Source organism: Castellaniella sp. (genome assembly GCF_034675845.1).
Taxonomy (GTDB): Bacteria; Pseudomonadota; Gammaproteobacteria; order Burkholderiales; family Burkholderiaceae_B; genus Castellaniella.
Genome location: NZ_JAUCCU010000001.1, coordinates 670,305 through 686,377 on the forward strand (window position 1 = coordinate 670,305; position 16,073 = coordinate 686,377).

At 56.1% G+C, this 16,073-nt stretch carries 14 protein-coding genes; 12 read left to right on the top strand and 2 right to left on the bottom strand.

Features of this window, described 5'->3' with window-relative positions:
- Positions 1-9 precede the first annotated feature (9 nt).
- The 9 genes from VDP81_RS03300 to VDP81_RS03340 all read left to right on the top strand — a co-directional run bounded on the left by VDP81_RS03300 (position 10) and on the right by VDP81_RS03340 (position 11,793).
- A complete protein-coding gene (locus VDP81_RS03300) occupies positions 10-717 on the top strand; it encodes a substrate-binding domain-containing protein (RefSeq protein WP_323011543.1) in 708 nt (235 codons plus the stop codon).
- Positions 714-3,440, top strand: a complete 2,727-nt coding sequence (locus VDP81_RS03305; protein ID WP_323011544.1) for a PAS domain-containing sensor histidine kinase — start codon at positions 714-716, stop codon at positions 3,438-3,440. The genes VDP81_RS03300 and VDP81_RS03305 overlap by 4 nt, the downstream gene beginning before the upstream one ends.
- A 277-nt stretch (positions 3,441-3,717) precedes the next feature.
- Positions 3,718-3,957 carry a type II toxin-antitoxin system ParD family antitoxin gene (locus tag VDP81_RS03310; RefSeq protein WP_322994488.1) on the top strand — a complete coding sequence of 80 codons (240 nt, stop codon included), beginning with the start codon at positions 3,718-3,720 and terminating at the stop codon, positions 3,955-3,957.
- Positions 3,950-4,237, top strand: a complete 288-nt coding sequence (locus VDP81_RS03315; protein ID WP_323011545.1) for a type II toxin-antitoxin system RelE/ParE family toxin — start codon at positions 3,950-3,952, stop codon at positions 4,235-4,237. The genes VDP81_RS03310 and VDP81_RS03315 overlap by 8 nt, the downstream gene beginning before the upstream one ends.
- Before the next feature lie 219 nt (positions 4,238-4,456).
- Positions 4,457-5,080, top strand: a complete 624-nt coding sequence (locus VDP81_RS03320) for a hypothetical protein (RefSeq protein WP_323011546.1) — start codon at positions 4,457-4,459, stop codon at positions 5,078-5,080.
- 96 nt (positions 5,081-5,176) lie between these two features.
- Positions 5,177-6,727 (top strand): type I restriction-modification system subunit M, encoded by a 1,551-nt coding sequence (locus tag VDP81_RS03325; protein WP_323011547.1) that lies wholly within the window; start codon positions 5,177-5,179, stop codon positions 6,725-6,727.
- Positions 6,724-8,127 carry a restriction endonuclease subunit S gene (locus tag VDP81_RS03330; RefSeq protein ID WP_323011548.1) on the top strand — a complete coding sequence of 468 codons (1,404 nt, stop codon included), beginning with the start codon at positions 6,724-6,726 and terminating at the stop codon, positions 8,125-8,127. The genes VDP81_RS03325 and VDP81_RS03330 overlap by 4 nt, the downstream gene beginning before the upstream one ends.
- On the top strand, positions 8,120-8,680 hold the full coding sequence (locus VDP81_RS03335) for a hypothetical protein (RefSeq protein WP_323011549.1): 561 nt from the start codon (positions 8,120-8,122) through the stop codon (positions 8,678-8,680). The genes VDP81_RS03330 and VDP81_RS03335 overlap by 8 nt, the downstream gene beginning before the upstream one ends.
- Positions 8,681-8,694: 14 nt before the next feature.
- Entirely contained in the window at positions 8,695-11,793 is a 3,099-nt protein-coding gene (locus tag VDP81_RS03340; protein ID WP_323011550.1) for a type I restriction endonuclease subunit R, read from the top strand.
- A gap of 14 nt (positions 11,794-11,807) precedes the next feature.
- On the opposite strand, the gene VDP81_RS03345 is transcribed toward VDP81_RS03340, so the two are convergent.
- Together VDP81_RS03345 and icd are read right to left on the bottom strand one after the other, a co-directional pair.
- The gene (locus tag VDP81_RS03345; RefSeq protein ID WP_323011551.1) at positions 11,808-11,942 is read right to left on the bottom strand and encodes a hypothetical protein; all 135 of its coding nucleotides are present in this window, start codon (positions 11,940-11,942) and stop codon (positions 11,808-11,810) included.
- A 172-nt stretch (positions 11,943-12,114) separates the two neighbouring features.
- On the bottom strand, positions 12,115-13,371 hold the full coding sequence (icd, locus tag VDP81_RS03350; protein WP_322994481.1) for an NADP-dependent isocitrate dehydrogenase: 1,257 nt from the start codon (positions 13,369-13,371) through the stop codon (positions 12,115-12,117).
- Between the two features lie 174 nt (positions 13,372-13,545).
- On the opposite strand from icd, the gene VDP81_RS03355 reads away from it, so the two are divergent.
- Genes VDP81_RS03355 through VDP81_RS03365 form a run of 3 tightly spaced genes read left to right on the top strand, consistent with a single transcriptional unit; the run spans position 13,546 to position 16,061 of the window.
- A complete protein-coding gene (locus tag VDP81_RS03355; protein ID WP_322994480.1) occupies positions 13,546-13,977 on the top strand; it encodes a DUF1841 family protein in 432 nt (143 codons plus the stop codon).
- Positions 13,978-13,984: 7 nt separating this feature from the next.
- Positions 13,985-14,842: a MoxR family ATPase gene (locus VDP81_RS03360; RefSeq protein WP_322994479.1), complete on the top strand. Its 858-nt coding sequence runs from the start codon at positions 13,985-13,987 to the stop codon at positions 14,840-14,842.
- Positions 14,843-14,891: 49 nt separating this feature from the next.
- On the top strand, positions 14,892-16,061 hold the full coding sequence (locus VDP81_RS03365) for a vWA domain-containing protein (protein WP_322994478.1): 1,170 nt from the start codon (positions 14,892-14,894) through the stop codon (positions 16,059-16,061).
- Positions 16,062-16,073: the final 12 nt, after the last annotated feature.

Here is a 16,073-nt window from a genome sequence, read left to right on the forward strand (position 1 = left end):
GGCTGCAGCATGGTTTCCCGACGCGCCCTGCAAACTGCCATGCTGTTGACCGGATTGACCCCATGGGCAGCACGAGCCACCCCCCCATCACGCGCATTCTGGCGCGTCGGCATGCTGTACTGGTCCAATACCATTGCTGGACAACTGGCGTCCTATATCACCTCGAACAACTATCAGGCCGGATACCTGGGCGGTGAATATCTGGCTTCTTTATTCACGGCCGACACCACATTGCGCCTGGTGCTGCTTGAATACCCGGCAGTCTCCTCTACGGTAGAACGCCTGAATGGATTCTTCGATGGCCTGAAGGATCGGAACCGCACTTATCAGATCATGAACACTTACCGCGCCGTCACCCCAAAAGCGGGACGCGCCGCCGGGCAAAAAATCCTCCAGGACTTCCCTGAAAAAAACAGCATCAACGCCTTGTTCGCCGTCAGCGACGGAGGAGGCCTGTCGGTGGTCAAAGCCCTGGCTGATGCCGGGCGCCACGAAATCGCCGTCGCCTCGGTCGATGGCGATCCCGCCGACATCACTTACGCCATCCTGCAAGGCAAGCCCGTGCCACAACACATCACCATTCCTACCTTCCCCATCACTCGGCACACCCTATCCGCCTATCCGGGATGGGCCGGCCCCATCCCGCCTTCTTTCAAGAAAACCTGGGCCTCCAGCCAGCCTGTCTGGCAAGACCTGATCACCCAGACACGCCCATGAAATCCCTGAAAACCCTCAGCACAGGCAGCCTGGATTTCACCACCATGGATCGGCGCATGGCGCTGGCATTCGGACTGCTGATCTTTTCCCTGATGTTACTGGTCTCCTTGTCCATCACCTGGTATGTACGGACCTCCATGGAGCGCGAACAAAACCGTCTGGCCACCCTGACGACCCAACTGCTGTCCGACGCGGTCAGCAAGGTCAGCTTCTCCGGCCAGTATCAGGTCCGTCTGCTGCTGGATAAAATCACCCAGGAACAAAGCGATATCGCCTACGTCCGCCTGGTCAATACCCGTGGTCGCGTCGTGGCTGACAGCAATATGCCCGAACAGGTTTCCACGCGTTTGCCGCCCAGCCAATTGGCGAAAATCACCCCCTTGCTGCAAGGCGACTCACCGCCCCAGATCCACTTGCTCACCTTGCCCGACGGCAAGCAGGTGCGCGAGGTCAGCCTGGCCTACCGGGGGGGCTTCAATAATGAATTTCAGGGTGTGATGCAAGTGGGCATCTCGGAAGCCAACCAAGGGGCAGTCGCACGCAACGGCCTGCTCTATCTTGTCGGGCTGCTCAGCGTACTACTGGTGGTCGGCATGCTCATCACCCTGGCCATCAGCCGATATTTCGGTCGGCCAGTGCGAAAATTGGCTGCCGATCTGACCGACGAACGCCGCCGCCTGGGCGAAATCCTGGACGCGCTGGGGGCAGGAACCTGGGAATGGGATATCAGCAAAAACCAAGTCCGGGTCAACCAGCGCTGGGCAGATATTTGCGGCTATCCTCTTGCAGGCTCCAACATCATCGCGGCCAACACAATCCTGAGCCAATGCCACCCCGATGATATGCAACGCTTCTCGCAGGCCCTGGAAGCCCACCTATCGAGACAGACCGCCAGCTATCTTTGCGAATATCGCATCCCCCACCAGGATGGCCACCCCGTCTGGATACTGGATATCGGACAAACCGTACAAAGCGACGCCCAGGGCCAACCCCTGCGCGTCGTGGGGGCACGTTTTGATATCAGTGACCGGCACCAGGCAGAAGAAGACTTTCGCCGTGAAAATGAACGCTTCCATGTGCTGGGCCGGGTATCCAATACCGGAGTCTGGGAATGGGATGCAAAACACGGCCACCTCTGGTGCAGTCCAGAATACTTCAGCATGCTGGGCCGCGACCCTGCCGCTTACGACCAGTTGGAAACGGAAAATCTGGAAACCGTCTGGATAAACCTGCTGCATCCCGACGACCGCGAAGAAGCCAGCCGCCGCTTCGCCGAATATCTTTCCTCCGACCTGTCGGGCATGTACGAAAGTGAGTTCCGTATGGCCCACGCCAACGGCAACTGGGTCTGGATCTGGTCCCGTGGCAGCACTCTGCGAGACCCCCAGGGACGGGCCACGACCCTGACCATCGGCACCCACATCAACGTCAGCAGCCTGAAAGAAATCGAACGCCGCCTGCGCGAGAGCCAGCAGCGGCTGCAACTGATCAGCAACAACATCCCCGACAGCATGGTGTTCCAGGTCGATTGCGGCCCAAGCGGCGAGCAGCGTCAATATACCTATATCAGCGAAGGTATCCAGCATCTACGTGGCTTGTCCGTTGCCGATGTCAAAAAAGACCCCTCTCTGCTCTCTCGGCAACTGCACCCCGACGACCTGGCCATGATTGCCAGACGCGAACAACTATGCCTGAAAAACCTGTCTACTTTCAGCGCGGAGGCCCGTGCCACCTTACCGGACGGCAGCCTGCGCTGGATACACATCACATCCTCGCCCCGTCGGCTGGATAATGGTCATCTGGTGTTCGACGGCATTACCACGGACATCACCCAGCGTAAGCTGCGGGAACAAGAAATCGAGCGCCTGAATGCCAGCCTGGAGCAGCGCGTGCAGGAACGCACGACCGCCCTGCGGGCCACCCTGGATCGCCTGCGCCACACCCAGGACGAGCTGCTGCAAAATGAAAAACTGGCATCGCTGGGAGCCCTGGTGGCCGGGGTATCGCACGAACTCAACACCCCCATCGGCAATGCAGTCACGGTGGCGTCAACCCTGATCGAAACCCACCGCCGGTTCCGGACCCAGACTGAAACCGGACTGACCCGCAGCGCCCTGGCCAGTTACCTGGATGATGTCGACGAGGGCAGCCAGATCATCGAACGCAATCTCAGCCGCGCAGCCGAACTCATCAGCGGTTTCAAACAGCTGGCCGCCGACCAGACCAGCTACCAGCGTCGGCCCTTCGACCTGCATACGGTGATCGAGGAAATCATCATGGCCATGCAGCCTGCCGTGCGCAAGACCCATATCCAGCTATCCAACAACACCCCCACCGGGCTGACCCTGGACAGCTACCCCGGCCCACTGGGCCAGGTGCTGATGAACCTGATCAACAACGCCTTGATCCATGCCTTCCAAGCGCAGGAAAGCGGCAGTATCCAACTGGGCACCACCCCGGCCCTCGACCAGGACACCATCAACCTGGTGGTGTCCGACAACGGTTGCGGTATTCCCTTCGCCAGCCAGAAACGTATCTTTGATCCGTTTTTCTCGACCCGCCTGGGACAGGGCGGATCTGGCCTGGGCCTGCACATCACCCACACACTGGTCACGGGATTGCTGGGCGGACGCATCCAGGTGGACAGCACCCCAGGCCAAGGCAGCCGCTTCATCCTGCAGCTGCCCCTGCAGGCGCCCCAGGCGGAATACATCGCAAACTGATCTGCTTAGGGACTTTGCCACGATTTGACTGGCACCTGATCGGGCACAAAAAAACCCCGATTTCCTATGAAAACGGAGCCTTTCCTGACTTCAAACGACACGCTATATACCTCGCCAAATACCTCACTGTCGGCTGGCCCCCCCGCCAGCGCCCAGCCTGGTGGAAAAGGACTACTGGATCATGCATTGCCTATGGGGGGGTTCAAAGGCAGCAACCAAGAAACCAGTGAAATACCAAAGAATAATATAAACTGGTACAAACCCAAGGAGAAGACCCATGCGAAATACATCTGTATCCCTCGGACAGCACTTCACCAACTTCATTGATGCCCAGGTACAAGGCGGGCGTTATGGCTCTGCAAGTGATGTAGTCAGGGCAGGACTGCGACTACTGGAAGAACACGAAACCAAGGTGAGGGCACTGCAAGACGCGCTGAATGCTGGCCTTGAATCCGGCGAACCGCGCCCGTTCGATAGCGACGCGTTCCTGAGCCGAATGCACGCGCAGCATGGTTAAGCCTTATCGTCTCTCTCCCTTGGCCGAAGCTGACCTTGAAGAAATTTGGCTCTACACGTTAAGGCACTGGTCGATGAAACAGGCCGACACCTACCACCAGGCCTTTATGGAGGCGCTCAAGGGACATGCAGTGGGCACAAAGCAAGGCCGCCCCTCTGTCCTGCCGAACTTCCAGAAGTATCTATGTGGTTCACATGTGGTCTATTTCTTGGACTACGCCGACCACCTGGACGTTATCCGTATCCTGCACCAAAGACAGGATGCAGAACAGCACTTATAGGCCGCAAAAATCAGAAGCTGCGCGGCAAAATGCGCATGACTTGTGACCCTGAATCACCATTTTCAAAGCCAAGATAACAAGGCCCCGCCTCTCGAAAGAAGCAGGGCCCGGTCAGACGGACATGACGAAAAGCCGTAGAGGCTGGCTTTATCAACCCATCATCGATCAAGGTAAAATGCATGAAACTTCAATGTAATTTCATGCATTCCTAAGCACATCATGAGCTCACAGCACCACCACAACCTGCCACAGAAGGGCTCGGCCGCCGCGCTGGCCCACCATCTTCGTGCCGGTCACGTCTACCGGCGCGAGGATCTGACGCGCCTGTCGTCTGCGGTGGACCGCGACCTGGGCAAGCTGGTGGCCGCCGGGCGGCTGAAAAAACTGGCACAGGGCCTGTACCACGCACCCAAGGCGTCGCGCTTCGGACCACTCCCCCCGGAAGACAATCAAGTCGTGCAGTCCTTTCTGCGCGGCGACAAGGATTTTCTGCTGTTCTCACCGTCCGCCTACAACACGGCAGGCCTGGGCACCACCCAGCTGTATAACCGCACGCTGGTCTACAACCGCAAGCGCCACGGCGTCTTCAAACTGGGCAACCGGGAATTCGATTTCCGCGTGAAACCCCGCTTCCCCCACCAGCTGACGCCCGAATTCCTGTTCGTTGACCTGCTCAACAATCTGAGCGAACTGGCCGAAAATCGCGATGACGTTTTGGATCGCGCCCGAACGCTGTGGCCCGCCCGCGTATCACCCAAGCTGCTCCAGGCCGTCGAACTGTACGGCAACGCAGCCACTCGCAAACACATCAAGGCTTGGATGGATAAGCTCGTTCCTGCATGAACGCCCCGATTTCAGGGTTCTTCCAAACCTATGCCTGGTGTAGACTCCAAGCCATCCGAAGTAACGATTTGACGCAGTGCAGAATCAGGAAAACACATGACCAGTAGCCAGCAACGCGCGGAACTACAACGCCGCATTTGGCAAATCGCCAACGATGTCCGGGGGGCCGTCGATGGCTGGGATTTCAAGCAATACGTACTGGGCACCCTGTTTTATCGTTTCATCAGCGAAAATTTCGCCAGCTATATCGAGGCGGGCGACGACAGCGTCCACTATGCCCAGCTGCCAGACAGCGTCATCACCGACGCCATCCAGGACGATGCCATCAAGACCAAGGGGTATTTCATCTACCCCAGCCAGCTCTTTGGCACCATCGCGGCCCGCGCCAACACCAATGAAAGCCTGAACACCGACCTGGCCGCCATTTTCGCAGCCATCGAGGCTTCGGCCAGCGGCTATCCATCCGAGCACGACATCAAGGGCCTGTTTGCCGACTTCGACACCACCAGCAACCGCCTGGGCAATACGGTCAAAGACAAAAACAGTCGCCTGGCCGCCATCCTGAAAGGCGTGGCCGACCTGGATTTTGGCGAGTTTTCCGGCAGCCAGATCGATCTGTTTGGCGACGCCTACGAATTTCTGATTTCCAACTATGCGGCCAATGCCGGAAAATCCGGCGGCGAGTTCTTTACCCCGCAAAGCGTATCGCGCCTGATCGCCCGCTTGGCCCTGCACAATCAGACCCACGTCAACAAGATCTATGACCCGGCTTGCGGATCGGGATCACTGCTGCTGCAGGCAAAAAAACAGTTTGACGCCCACCAGATCGAAGACGGTTTTTTTGGACAGGAAATCAACCACACCACGTACAACCTGGCGCGGATGAACATGTTCCTGCACAACATCAACTACGACAAGTTCAATATCCAACTGGGCAATACCCTGATCAATCCGCATTTCGGGGATGAAAAACCCTTTGATGCGATCGTCTCGAATCCGCCGTATTCAGTCAAGTGGATTGGCAGTGACGACCCGACCCTGATCAACGATGAACGCTTTGCCCCCGCCGGGGTGTTGGCCCCCAAATCCAAGGCCGATTTTGCCTTTGTGCTGCACGCCTTAAGCTATCTGTCCAGCAAAGGCCGCGCCGCCATTGTGTGCTTTCCCGGCATTTTTTACCGGGGCGGTGCCGAAAAGAAAATCCGCCAGTATCTGGTGGACAATAATTATGTTGAGACCGTGATTTCACTGGCCCCCAATTTGTTTTTTGGCACCACCATTGCGGTCAACATCCTGGTGCTGTCCAAGCACAAGCGCGACACCACCACGCAGTTTATCGACGCCAGCGCTTTATTCAAAAAGGAAACCAACAACAATATCTTGCTGGATGAACATATTCAGCAAATTGTGCAGGCTTTTGACCAGAAAGAGGATGTGCCGCATTTTTCCCAATCGGTGACCCTAGAAGCTATTGCCGCCAACGACTATAACCTGTCGGTCAGCGGCTACGTAGAGGCTGAAGACACCCGCGAAGTGGTGAATATTGACGAGATCAATGCAGAGTTGAAAATAACGGTCGCCAAAATTGACCGACTACGGGCCGATATCGACGCGATCGTGTCTGAGTTGGAAGGAAACAAGGCATGAACCGGATTGATGCTTTGATTGCTGAACATTGCCCGGATGGGGTGGAATGGACACCACTAGGGAAAGTGGCAAGTTTTCAGCGTGGAAAAAGACTGGTCAGAAGCCAACTGGATCAATCTAGCGGATTTCCAGTTTATCAAAACAGCATGACTCCGCTTGGTTTTTATCATAAAACCAATGTGGAGGCAGGAACAGCTTTTGTTATTGCCGCTGGTGCAGCCGGTGAAATCGGCTACAGCAATGTTGATTTTTGGGCGGCAGATGACGTCTTTTTTTGCCCAAAACCAAGTGGTATAAATCAAAAGTATCTGTATCACTTCTTATTGATGAAAAGAAGTGAAATTTCATCTCAGGTGCGCAGGGCAAGTATCCCTCGTTTGTCGAAAATCGTCATAGAGCGACTGTCAATTCCAATCCCTTGTCCAAAAAACCAAAAGCATTCTCTTGACATCCAGGCTGAAATCGTAAAAGTGCTTGACACTTTCACGGAACTGGAAGCGAAGCTAGAAGCAGAATTAAAAGCGGAGCTAAAAGCACGTCGGCAGCAATACAAGTATTACCGCGACGCGCTTCTGACATTCGACAAGCGCACGGATAGCGCCAGCCAGCCAGCCAGCCAGCCAGCCAGCCAGCCAGCCAGCCAGCCAGCCAGCCAGCCAGCCAGCCAGCCAGCCAGCCAGCCAGCCAGCCAGCCAGCCAGCCAGCCAGCCAGCCAGCCAGCCAGCCAGCCAGCCAGCCAGCCAGCCAGCCAGCCAGCCAGCCAGCCAGCAATTATAAGGTGGATGATGCTGAATGAGATAGGAAAATTCATCCGTGGCCGTCGATTTACCAAAGCTGACTATGTAGGAAATGGTATCAATGCCATCCACTACGGTGATATCTATACGCAGTACGGCGTGTGGGCAGACAAAGTCGTTGCGCAAGTAAATCCGGAAATGGCAAACACCCTGCGCTATGCCCAGCCTGGAGATGTTGTCGTTACCGATGTAGGGGAAACCGTCGAGGATGTGGGCAAGGCAGTGGCATGGCTGGGTGACGAAAAAGTTGCCATTCATGACCATTGCTATGCGTTTCGTCACGGCATGAATCCAAAATTTGTTGCCTACTATATGCAAACGACCGCATTCATCGCAGAAAAAGCGAAGTATGTGATGCGCACCAAGGTCAAAACACTATTAATTGACGGTTTTTCCAAAGTTCGCATCCCAGTGCCACCACGGGAAGAACAGGATCGCATTGTCGCCATCCTGGATAAATTTGACACCCTGACCCAGTCTTTGGCCGAGGGTCTGCCCCGCGAAATCGATCTGCGCAAAAAACAATACGAATACTATCGCAATCTTCTGTTGAATTTTCCCAAGCCAACGGCCCAGCCCATCCAGGAACCCCCGCATGGATAAGATCAGCCAAACCAAACAGTTGGTCAGTGAAATCAATCGCCTGCATCATGATTTTTTTAGGGACTATTTTGAAACAGGCCGGATCGAAAAGATCAATTTATCCAGAACCATCCAACGGGTACCGGTGGATCACATCTACAAATACCGCCTGACCTTGCACGAAAGCGTCAACGATTACCTGATGCAGGCAGAGATCGATATTAAATATTTTTACCGGGTAAAAACCCGGGAAAGCATTGACGATAAAATCACCCGGTTTTCGACCCGTGAAAACCAATACCCCATAAACAACTGGTTGAATGATATTTTTGGGGCCCGCATCATCTTGGACACCGATGACATCCAGGCCATCATGGATTTATTGCATGATTGGCAAGATGAATTTGGCCTGAAAAGTTGGTATTTACGCAACACCAACGAATACCGTGGGCTACACGTCTACTTCAAGAACAAGAGCAATTATTATTTCCCCTGGAAACTGCAAATCTGGGACACAAAAGACGTCCAACACAATATTGAAAGCCACGAAAAATTCAAGCGGCATTTTATATAACCCCCTCTGCCATCATGAAAGACTACAGCCCCATTGCCGAATCCAACAATTTCATTATCCTGGATCATTACGACCGGCAGGCGCAGCTGGCGGATTGCTACCAAAGCGAGGCCGCCCTAGAGGACGAATTGATCCAGGACCTCAGCCGTCAAGGCTACGAATACCGGGACGATATCCGCAGCCCCCAGGCCCTATTGGCCAACGTGCGCGATCAGCTGCAGGGGCTAAACGCCGTCATCTTTACAAACGACGAATGGCAGCGCTTTGTGGGCACCTGGCTGGACAAGCCCAGCGAAGGCATCGTGGATAAGACCCGCAAAATTCACGACGATTACATCCACGACTTTGTCTTTGATGACGGCCACATCCAGAACATCTACCTTCTGGATAAAAAGCACGTTGCCCGCAACAAGGTACAAGTCATCCGGCAGTTTGAGCAAAGTGGCAATGCCGCCAACCGCTATGACGTGACCATCCTGGTCAATGGCCTGCCCCTGGTGCACATCGAACTGAAAAAGCGCGGTGTGGCGATCCGCGAGGCCTTCAACCAGATCCACCGCTACAGCAAGGAAAGCTTTAACAGCGAAAATTCTCTGTACAAGTACTTGCAGCTGTTCGTGATTTCCAACGGCACAGATACCCGATACTTTGCCAACACCACATCACGCAGCAAGCATAGTTTCGACTTCACGATGAACTGGGCCAAGGCCGATAACGAGCTGATCCGGGACCTGAAGGACTTCACTGCTACATTTCTTCAAAAGGAAACCCTGCTGAAGGTTCTGCTGCACTATTCCGTGTTCGATACCAGCGACACGCTGCTGGTCATGCGCCCCTACCAGATCGCTGCCACCGAACGCATCCTATGGAAGATTGCCAGCAGCTACCAGTCCAAACACTGGAATTCTACCGAAGGTGGCGGCTATATCTGGCACACCACGGGCTCGGGCAAGACACTCACCAGCTTCAAGGCAGCGCGGCTGGCCACCGAGCTGGATTTCATCGACAAGGTGTTCTTTGTGGTGGACCGCAAGGATTTGGACTACCAGACCATGAAGGAGTACCAGCGCTTTTCACCCGATAGCGTGAATGGATCCGACAGCACGGCAGGGCTGAAGCGCAATCTGGCCAAGGACGACAATAAGATCATCGTCACCACCATCCAGAAGCTGAACAACCTGATGAAAGCCGAGGCCGACTTGCCCGCCTACCGGCAGCAAGTGGTCTTCATCTTCGACGAGTGCCACCGCAGTCAGTTTGGCGAGGCGCAAAAAAACCTGAAAAAGAAATTCAAGCACTTCTACCAGTTTGGTTTTACTGGCACACCGATTTTCCCAGATAACGCCCTGGGGGCAGAAACCACAGGCAGCGTATTTGGCCACCAGCTGCATTCCTATGTCATCACGGATGCCATCCGGGACGAAAAGGTACTGAAGTTCAAGGTGGATTACAACGATGTGCGTCCGCAGTTCAAGGCCATCGAAACCGAGCAAGATGAACAGAAGCTGACGGCCGCCGAGAATAAAAAGGCCTTGCTGCACCCCGAGCGCATCCGCGAGATCACCCAGTACATCCTGAACAATTTCCGCCAGAAGACCCACCGCCTGCGACCGGGTACGCAGGGATTCAATGCCATGTTTGCGGTCAGTAGCGTCGAGGCGGCCAAGCTGTACTACCAGGCCTTCAAAACCCAGCAACAGGGCAGCGACAAGCCTCTGCGGGTTGCTACCATTTTTTCCTTTGCTGCCAACGAGGCGCAGGATGCCATCGGGGATATTGGCGACGAAAGCCTGGAGACCACTGCGCTGGACGTCAGCGCCAAGGAATTTCTGAACGCAGCCATCGCGGACTACAACGCGCTGTTCAAAACCAGCTTTTCCGTGGACAGCCAGGGCTTTCAGAACTACTACCGGGATCTGGCCAAACAGGTCAAGGCCGGAGAGATCGACCTGCTGATCGTAGTAGGCATGTTTCTCACGGGCTTTGATGCACCCAGGCTGAATACCTTGTTCGTGGACAAGAACCTGCGCTACCACGGCCTGATTCAGGCCTATTCCCGCACCAACCGAATTCTGGATGCCACCAAAACCTTCGGCAACATCGTCACTTTCCGCAATCTGGAACAGCCCACCATCGACGCCATTACCCTGTTCGGCAATGAAAACACCCGCAACGTGGTGCTGGAAAAAAGCTATCAGGAATACATGGCCGGATTCACCGACATCGCCACGGGCGAGGCCCGGCGCGGCTTTATCGACGTGGTCGAGGAACTGGCACAACGCTTCCCAGATCCCACGGCCATCGAAAGGGAGTCTGACAAGAAAGCCTTTGTGAAGCTCTTTGGCGAGTATCTGCGCATCGAGCACGTCTTGCAGAACTACGATGAATTCGCCAGCCTGCAGGCCCTGCAAACGGTCGATCTGAACAACCCTGAGGCTGTAGAGGCCTTCAAGGCCGAGCACTACCTAAGCGACGAGGACCTGGCAACGCTGCAGGCCATCAAAGTCCTGCCTGAGCGCACTGTCCAGGACTACCGATCCTCCTACAACGACATCCGTGACTGGCAGCGCCGCCAAAGGGACGCGGATAAAGAGGATCAATCCACCATCGACTGGGATGATGTGGTCTTCGAGGTGGACTTGCTGAAGTCCCAGGAGATCAATCTGGACTACATCCTGGAATTGATCTTCGAGAACAACAAAAAGATGAAAGACAAAGCCGTTTTGGTGGAAGACGTGCGCCGGGTGATCCGTGCAAGCCTGGGCAATCGCGCCAAAGAAAGCCTGGTAGTCGATTTCATCCACCAGACCGACCTGAACCAGATCGACAACAAAGCCAGCCTGATCGAAGCCTTCTTCAGTTTTGCCCAGGCCGAGCAACAACGCGAAGCACAGGCCCTGATTCAGGACGAGCAACTGAATGTCGAGGCCGCCAAGCGCTACATCAGCGCCTCACTGAAGCGCGAATTCGCCAGTGAAAATGGCACAGAACTGAATGCCATCCTGCCCAGGATGAGCCCACTGAACCCACAATATCTGACGAAAAAGCAAGGTGTATTTCAGAAAATCGCTGCCTTCGTGGAAAAGTTCAAAGGCGTGGGCGGCAAGATCTGACCGCTGCCCGTCGGTTAATCCTCCTCCGTATCCGTAGGCAATACTTCCAGATACAGCCCACCGCCATCCGTCAAGGCATAGGGCTTGTCCTTGGGTTTGGCGGCATTGATGACGATAGGGCGCAGCGCATAGGCAAAAGCACGAGACATGGGGCCATGATCCTGAAATTTTGGGGCCATGATAGCAAATATGGCCCCAAACTATGGCCCCAAACTCATGCGATGGCCCCGGATTCAGCCATACCCCACTGGACACTAAAAAGCCCCGCTCTCCTATGAAAGCGGGGCCTTTCTGGACTTCGATGAATCGATCAAAAACTGATTACATGTTGTCGATCATCACCTGACCGAAGCCGGAGCACGATACCTGGGTGGCACCTTCCAGCAGGCGGGCAAAGTCATAGGTGACCTTTTTCGACAGAATGGATTTACCCATGCTGCTGATGATCAGGTCGGCGGCTTCGGTCCAGCCCATGTGGCGCAGCATCATCTCGGCGGACAGGATTTCCGAACCTGGATTGACGTAGTCCTTGCCAGCGTACTTCGGGGCGGTGCCGTGCGTGGCTTCAAACATGGCCACGGAATCGGACAGGTTGGCGCCCGGGGCGATGCCGATGCCGCCGACCTGTGCTGCCAAGGCGTCGGAGACATAGTCGCCATTGAGGTTCAGCGTGGCGATGACGTCGTATTCCGCCGGACGCAGCAGGATTTGCTGCAGGAAGGCGTCGGCGATGGAGTCCTTGACCGTGATGTCGCGACCGGTCTTGGGGCTCTTGAATTTGCACCACGGACCGCCGTCGATCAACTGGGCACCGAATTCTTTCTGGGCCAGGGCATAGCCCCAATCGCGGAAGCCACCCTCGGTGAACTTCATGATGTTGCCCTTGTGCACCAGCGTTACCGTGGGGCGGTCGTTGTCGATGGCGTACTGGATGGCCTTGCGCACCAAGCGCTCGGTGCCTTCGCGGGACACGGGCTTGACGCCGATACCCGAGGTGGCCGGGAAACGGATCTTATTGACGCCCAGCTTATCCTGCAGGAACTCGATCAATTGGCGAGCCTTGTCGGACTCGGCCTCGAATTCGATACCGGCGTAAATGTCTTCAGAGTTTTCACGGAAGATGACCATGTCGGTCTTCTCGGGTTCGCGCACAGGCGAAGGCACCCCCGGGAAATAGCGCACCGGGCGCAGACAGACATACAGGTCCAGTTGCTGACGCAAGGCCACGTTCAAGGAACGGATGCCACCGCCCACCGGCGTGGTCAGAGGACCCTTGATGGAGACGACGTAATCGCGCACGGCTTCCAGGGTTTCTTCGGGCAGCCAAACATCCGGGCCGTAGATTTTCGTGGATTTCTCGCCGGCATAGACTTCCATCCAGTGGATCTTGCGCTTGCCGTTGTAAGCTTTGGCCACAGCGGCATCCACGACTTTCAGCATCACTGGGGTGATGTCCTGTCCCGTGCCATCGCCCTCGATGTAGGGAATGATGGGTTCGTCGGGGATGTTAAGGGAAAAGTCGGCGTTGACCGTGATTTTCTGACCACCGGCCGGGACCTTGATGTGCTGATAGGACATGAGTGCTCCAGAATTGCTGGGGTTGTTGTTTAAAAAGAGAGGGTTTGAGTCTTATATAAGAGTTTAACGTAAACTGGCTGATAAGCGACAGCCGCGTCCGATCCGCCGCAGCCATCAGGCAACAGGCTGCGTAAAATAAGGCTTAATCCAAGCACCCGATACTGTATCACCACTATGTTCAACCCCTCCAAAGAACAGGTTCGCCACTTTTTCACTGATGCGTGGCGCAAACGCCGCGAAGCCGGTGTGCTGACGCCCCTGGAAACCATGGCTGCCGACCTGGTCGAGCGCCATCCCGAATATCACGACGACCTGCAAGACCCCGAGGCCGCTGAACGCGACTACCCGGTGGAAGCCGGGCGCACCAATCCTTTTTTGCACCTATCCATGCACCTGGCCATCCAGGAACAGCTGTCCATCGACCATCCGCCCGGCATCCGGGCAGCCTGGACAGCCCTGCTGCAGACACACGACGAACACGACGCGGCCCATATCATCATGGAAGCCCTGGGCGAAGTTGTCTGGGAAGCCCAGCGCCTCGGGAAGCCACTGGACAACGACCACTACCTGGACCTGATCCGGCGGCACGCCAGCCGGACCTCCTGACACGACCATGACCAAAAATACCGCCACCCCCCAAAACCGATTCGAAGGCACGGATCAATATGTTGCCACCGATGCCCTGAAAACAGCAGTCAACGCCGCCCTGGTTCTGCAACGCCCCTTGCTGGTCAAGGGCGAACCCGGCACCGGGAAAACCATGCTGGCCGAAGAAGTCGCCCGGGCACTGGGACGTCCTTTATTACAGTGGCACATAAAATCCACCACCAAGGCTCAACAGGGTCTATACGAATACGACGCCGTCTCGCGCCTGCGCGACTCCCAACTGGGCGAGGCCCGGGTGCATGACATCCGCAACTATATTGTCCAGGGCGTGCTGTGGCAGGCATTTTCATCAGACACCCCCTGCGTGGTGCTGATCGACGAAATCGACAAGGCCGATATCGAATTCCCCAACGATTTGCTGCGCGAACTGGACCGCATGGAGTTCCATGTTTATGAAACCCGCGAAACCATCCAGGCCCGCCACCGCCCCCTGATCCTGATTACCTCGAACAATGAAAAAGACCTGCCCGACGCTTTTCTGCGCCGCTGTTTCTTCCATTACATCGATTTTCCTGACCGAACGGCCTTGGCCGATATCGTGGCGGTGCATTACCCTGAACTGCGCCAAGACATCCTGACTGCCGCCATGGATGCTTTTTTCCGCCTGCGCGACACGCCCGGCCTGAAAAAACGCCCCTCCACATCAGAGTTCCTGGACTGGCTGCGCTTACTGCTCGCCGAATCCACCCCGCCCGAGGCACTGAACCAAGAGCCCATCCCGCCTCTGGCCGGTGCCTTGCTGAAAAACGAGCAGGACTTATCCCTGCTGCGTCGGCTGGCCATGCTGGGCCAACGAGGACGCTGATTGACCCACCCTCGACAGGTCCTGAACGCACGGTAGACAGGTCACGAACATGCTGATCGATTTTTTCACCCAGTTGCGCGCCGCGGGCATCCCGGTCTCCATCCAGGAATACCTCAGCCTGCTGGCGCTCCTGCGCAGTCCGGCAGCACCGCTGACAACTGAAGACTTTTACTATCTGGCGCGTTTATCCCTGGTCAAGGACGAAACCCGCTATGACCGTTTCGACCGTGTCTTTGCCGTCTTTATCGGTCAGTTGCAGGTCCAGGCCGGGAACAGCGACGTCCCTGCCGAGTGGCTGCAACAGACCTTTCGCAAACACCTCAGCGACGCAGAAAAAAACGCCCTGGAAAAACACGGCTGGGATAAGCTGATGGAGATGTTGCGCGAGCGCCTGGCCGAACAGAAAGAACGCCACGCAGGGGGCAGCAAATGGATAGGCACAGGGGGCTCATCGCCCTTTGGCCATGGTGGATACCATCCCGAAGGCATCCGCATCGGCGGTCCGTCTGCGGGCAACCGCACGGCTGTCAAAGTCTGGGAACAACGCCACTATCAGGACTACGACGACCAACAAACCCTGGGCACCCGTAATTTCAAGATGGCGCTGCGCCGCCTGCGGCGCTTTGCCCGCCAGGGCGCTGCCACAGAATTGGATATGCCAGGCACCATCCGCGGCACTGCCGAACAGGCCGGGCTGCTGGATCTGCAATGGATGCCCGAACGCCACAATACGGTCAAAGTGCTGATGCTGCTGGACGTGGGTGGCAGCATGGACGATCACATCGCCCGGGTCGAGTCATTGTTTTCAGCGGCCCGCAGCGAATTCAAGCACCTGGAAGTTTTTTATTTTCACAACTGCCCGTATGAATCCGTATGGCGACACAATGACCGCCGCCGTGACGAGCGCCTGGATACCTGGGACCTGCTGCGCAGCTACGGCCAGGATTGGCGCCTGATCCTGGTCGGGGATGCCTCCATGAGCCCCTACGAACTGCTGTATCCGGGGGGTTCTATCGAGCATCACAACACCGAAACCGGCGCTGCCTGGCTGCAGCGGATTCTAGGCCATTGGCCCCATGCCGTCTGGTTGAATCCAGAACCGGCCGGGTCCTGGCCCTATCGACAGTCCATCGCCATTGTCCGCGAGCTCATGCACGAACGCATGGTCGGCATGACGATGGAGGGCCTGGAACAGGCCATGAAGCTATTGTCGAAATAAGCTGAAGGGCAC

Coding starts and splice junctions, on each gene's coding strand:
- VDP81_RS03315 (WP_323011545.1), top strand. CDS start 3,950: ATGGTTAAGCCTTATCGTCTCTCTCCCTTGGCCGAAGCTGACCTTGAA.
- VDP81_RS03320 (WP_323011546.1), top strand. CDS start 4,457: ATGAGCTCACAGCACCACCACAACCTGCCACAGAAGGGCTCGGCCGCC.
- VDP81_RS03340 (WP_323011550.1), top strand. CDS start 8,695: ATGAAAGACTACAGCCCCATTGCCGAATCCAACAATTTCATTATCCTG.
- VDP81_RS03325 (WP_323011547.1), top strand. CDS start 5,177: ATGACCAGTAGCCAGCAACGCGCGGAACTACAACGCCGCATTTGGCAA.
- VDP81_RS03345 (WP_323011551.1), bottom strand. CDS start 11,942: ATGTCTCGTGCTTTTGCCTATGCGCTGCGCCCTATCGTCATCAATGCC.
- VDP81_RS03360 (WP_322994479.1), top strand. CDS start 13,985: ATGACCAAAAATACCGCCACCCCCCAAAACCGATTCGAAGGCACGGAT.
- VDP81_RS03305 (WP_323011544.1), top strand. CDS start 714: ATGAAATCCCTGAAAACCCTCAGCACAGGCAGCCTGGATTTCACCACC.
- VDP81_RS03330 (WP_323011548.1), top strand. CDS start 6,724: ATGAACCGGATTGATGCTTTGATTGCTGAACATTGCCCGGATGGGGTG.
- VDP81_RS03365 (WP_322994478.1), top strand. CDS start 14,892: ATGCTGATCGATTTTTTCACCCAGTTGCGCGCCGCGGGCATCCCGGTC.
- VDP81_RS03310 (WP_322994488.1), top strand. CDS start 3,718: ATGCGAAATACATCTGTATCCCTCGGACAGCACTTCACCAACTTCATT.
- VDP81_RS03355 (WP_322994480.1), top strand. CDS start 13,546: ATGTTCAACCCCTCCAAAGAACAGGTTCGCCACTTTTTCACTGATGCG.
- VDP81_RS03335 (WP_323011549.1), top strand. CDS start 8,120: ATGGATAAGATCAGCCAAACCAAACAGTTGGTCAGTGAAATCAATCGC.
- VDP81_RS03300 (WP_323011543.1), top strand. CDS start 10: ATGGTTTCCCGACGCGCCCTGCAAACTGCCATGCTGTTGACCGGATTG.
- icd (WP_322994481.1), bottom strand. CDS start 13,371: ATGTCCTATCAGCACATCAAGGTCCCGGCCGGTGGTCAGAAAATCACG.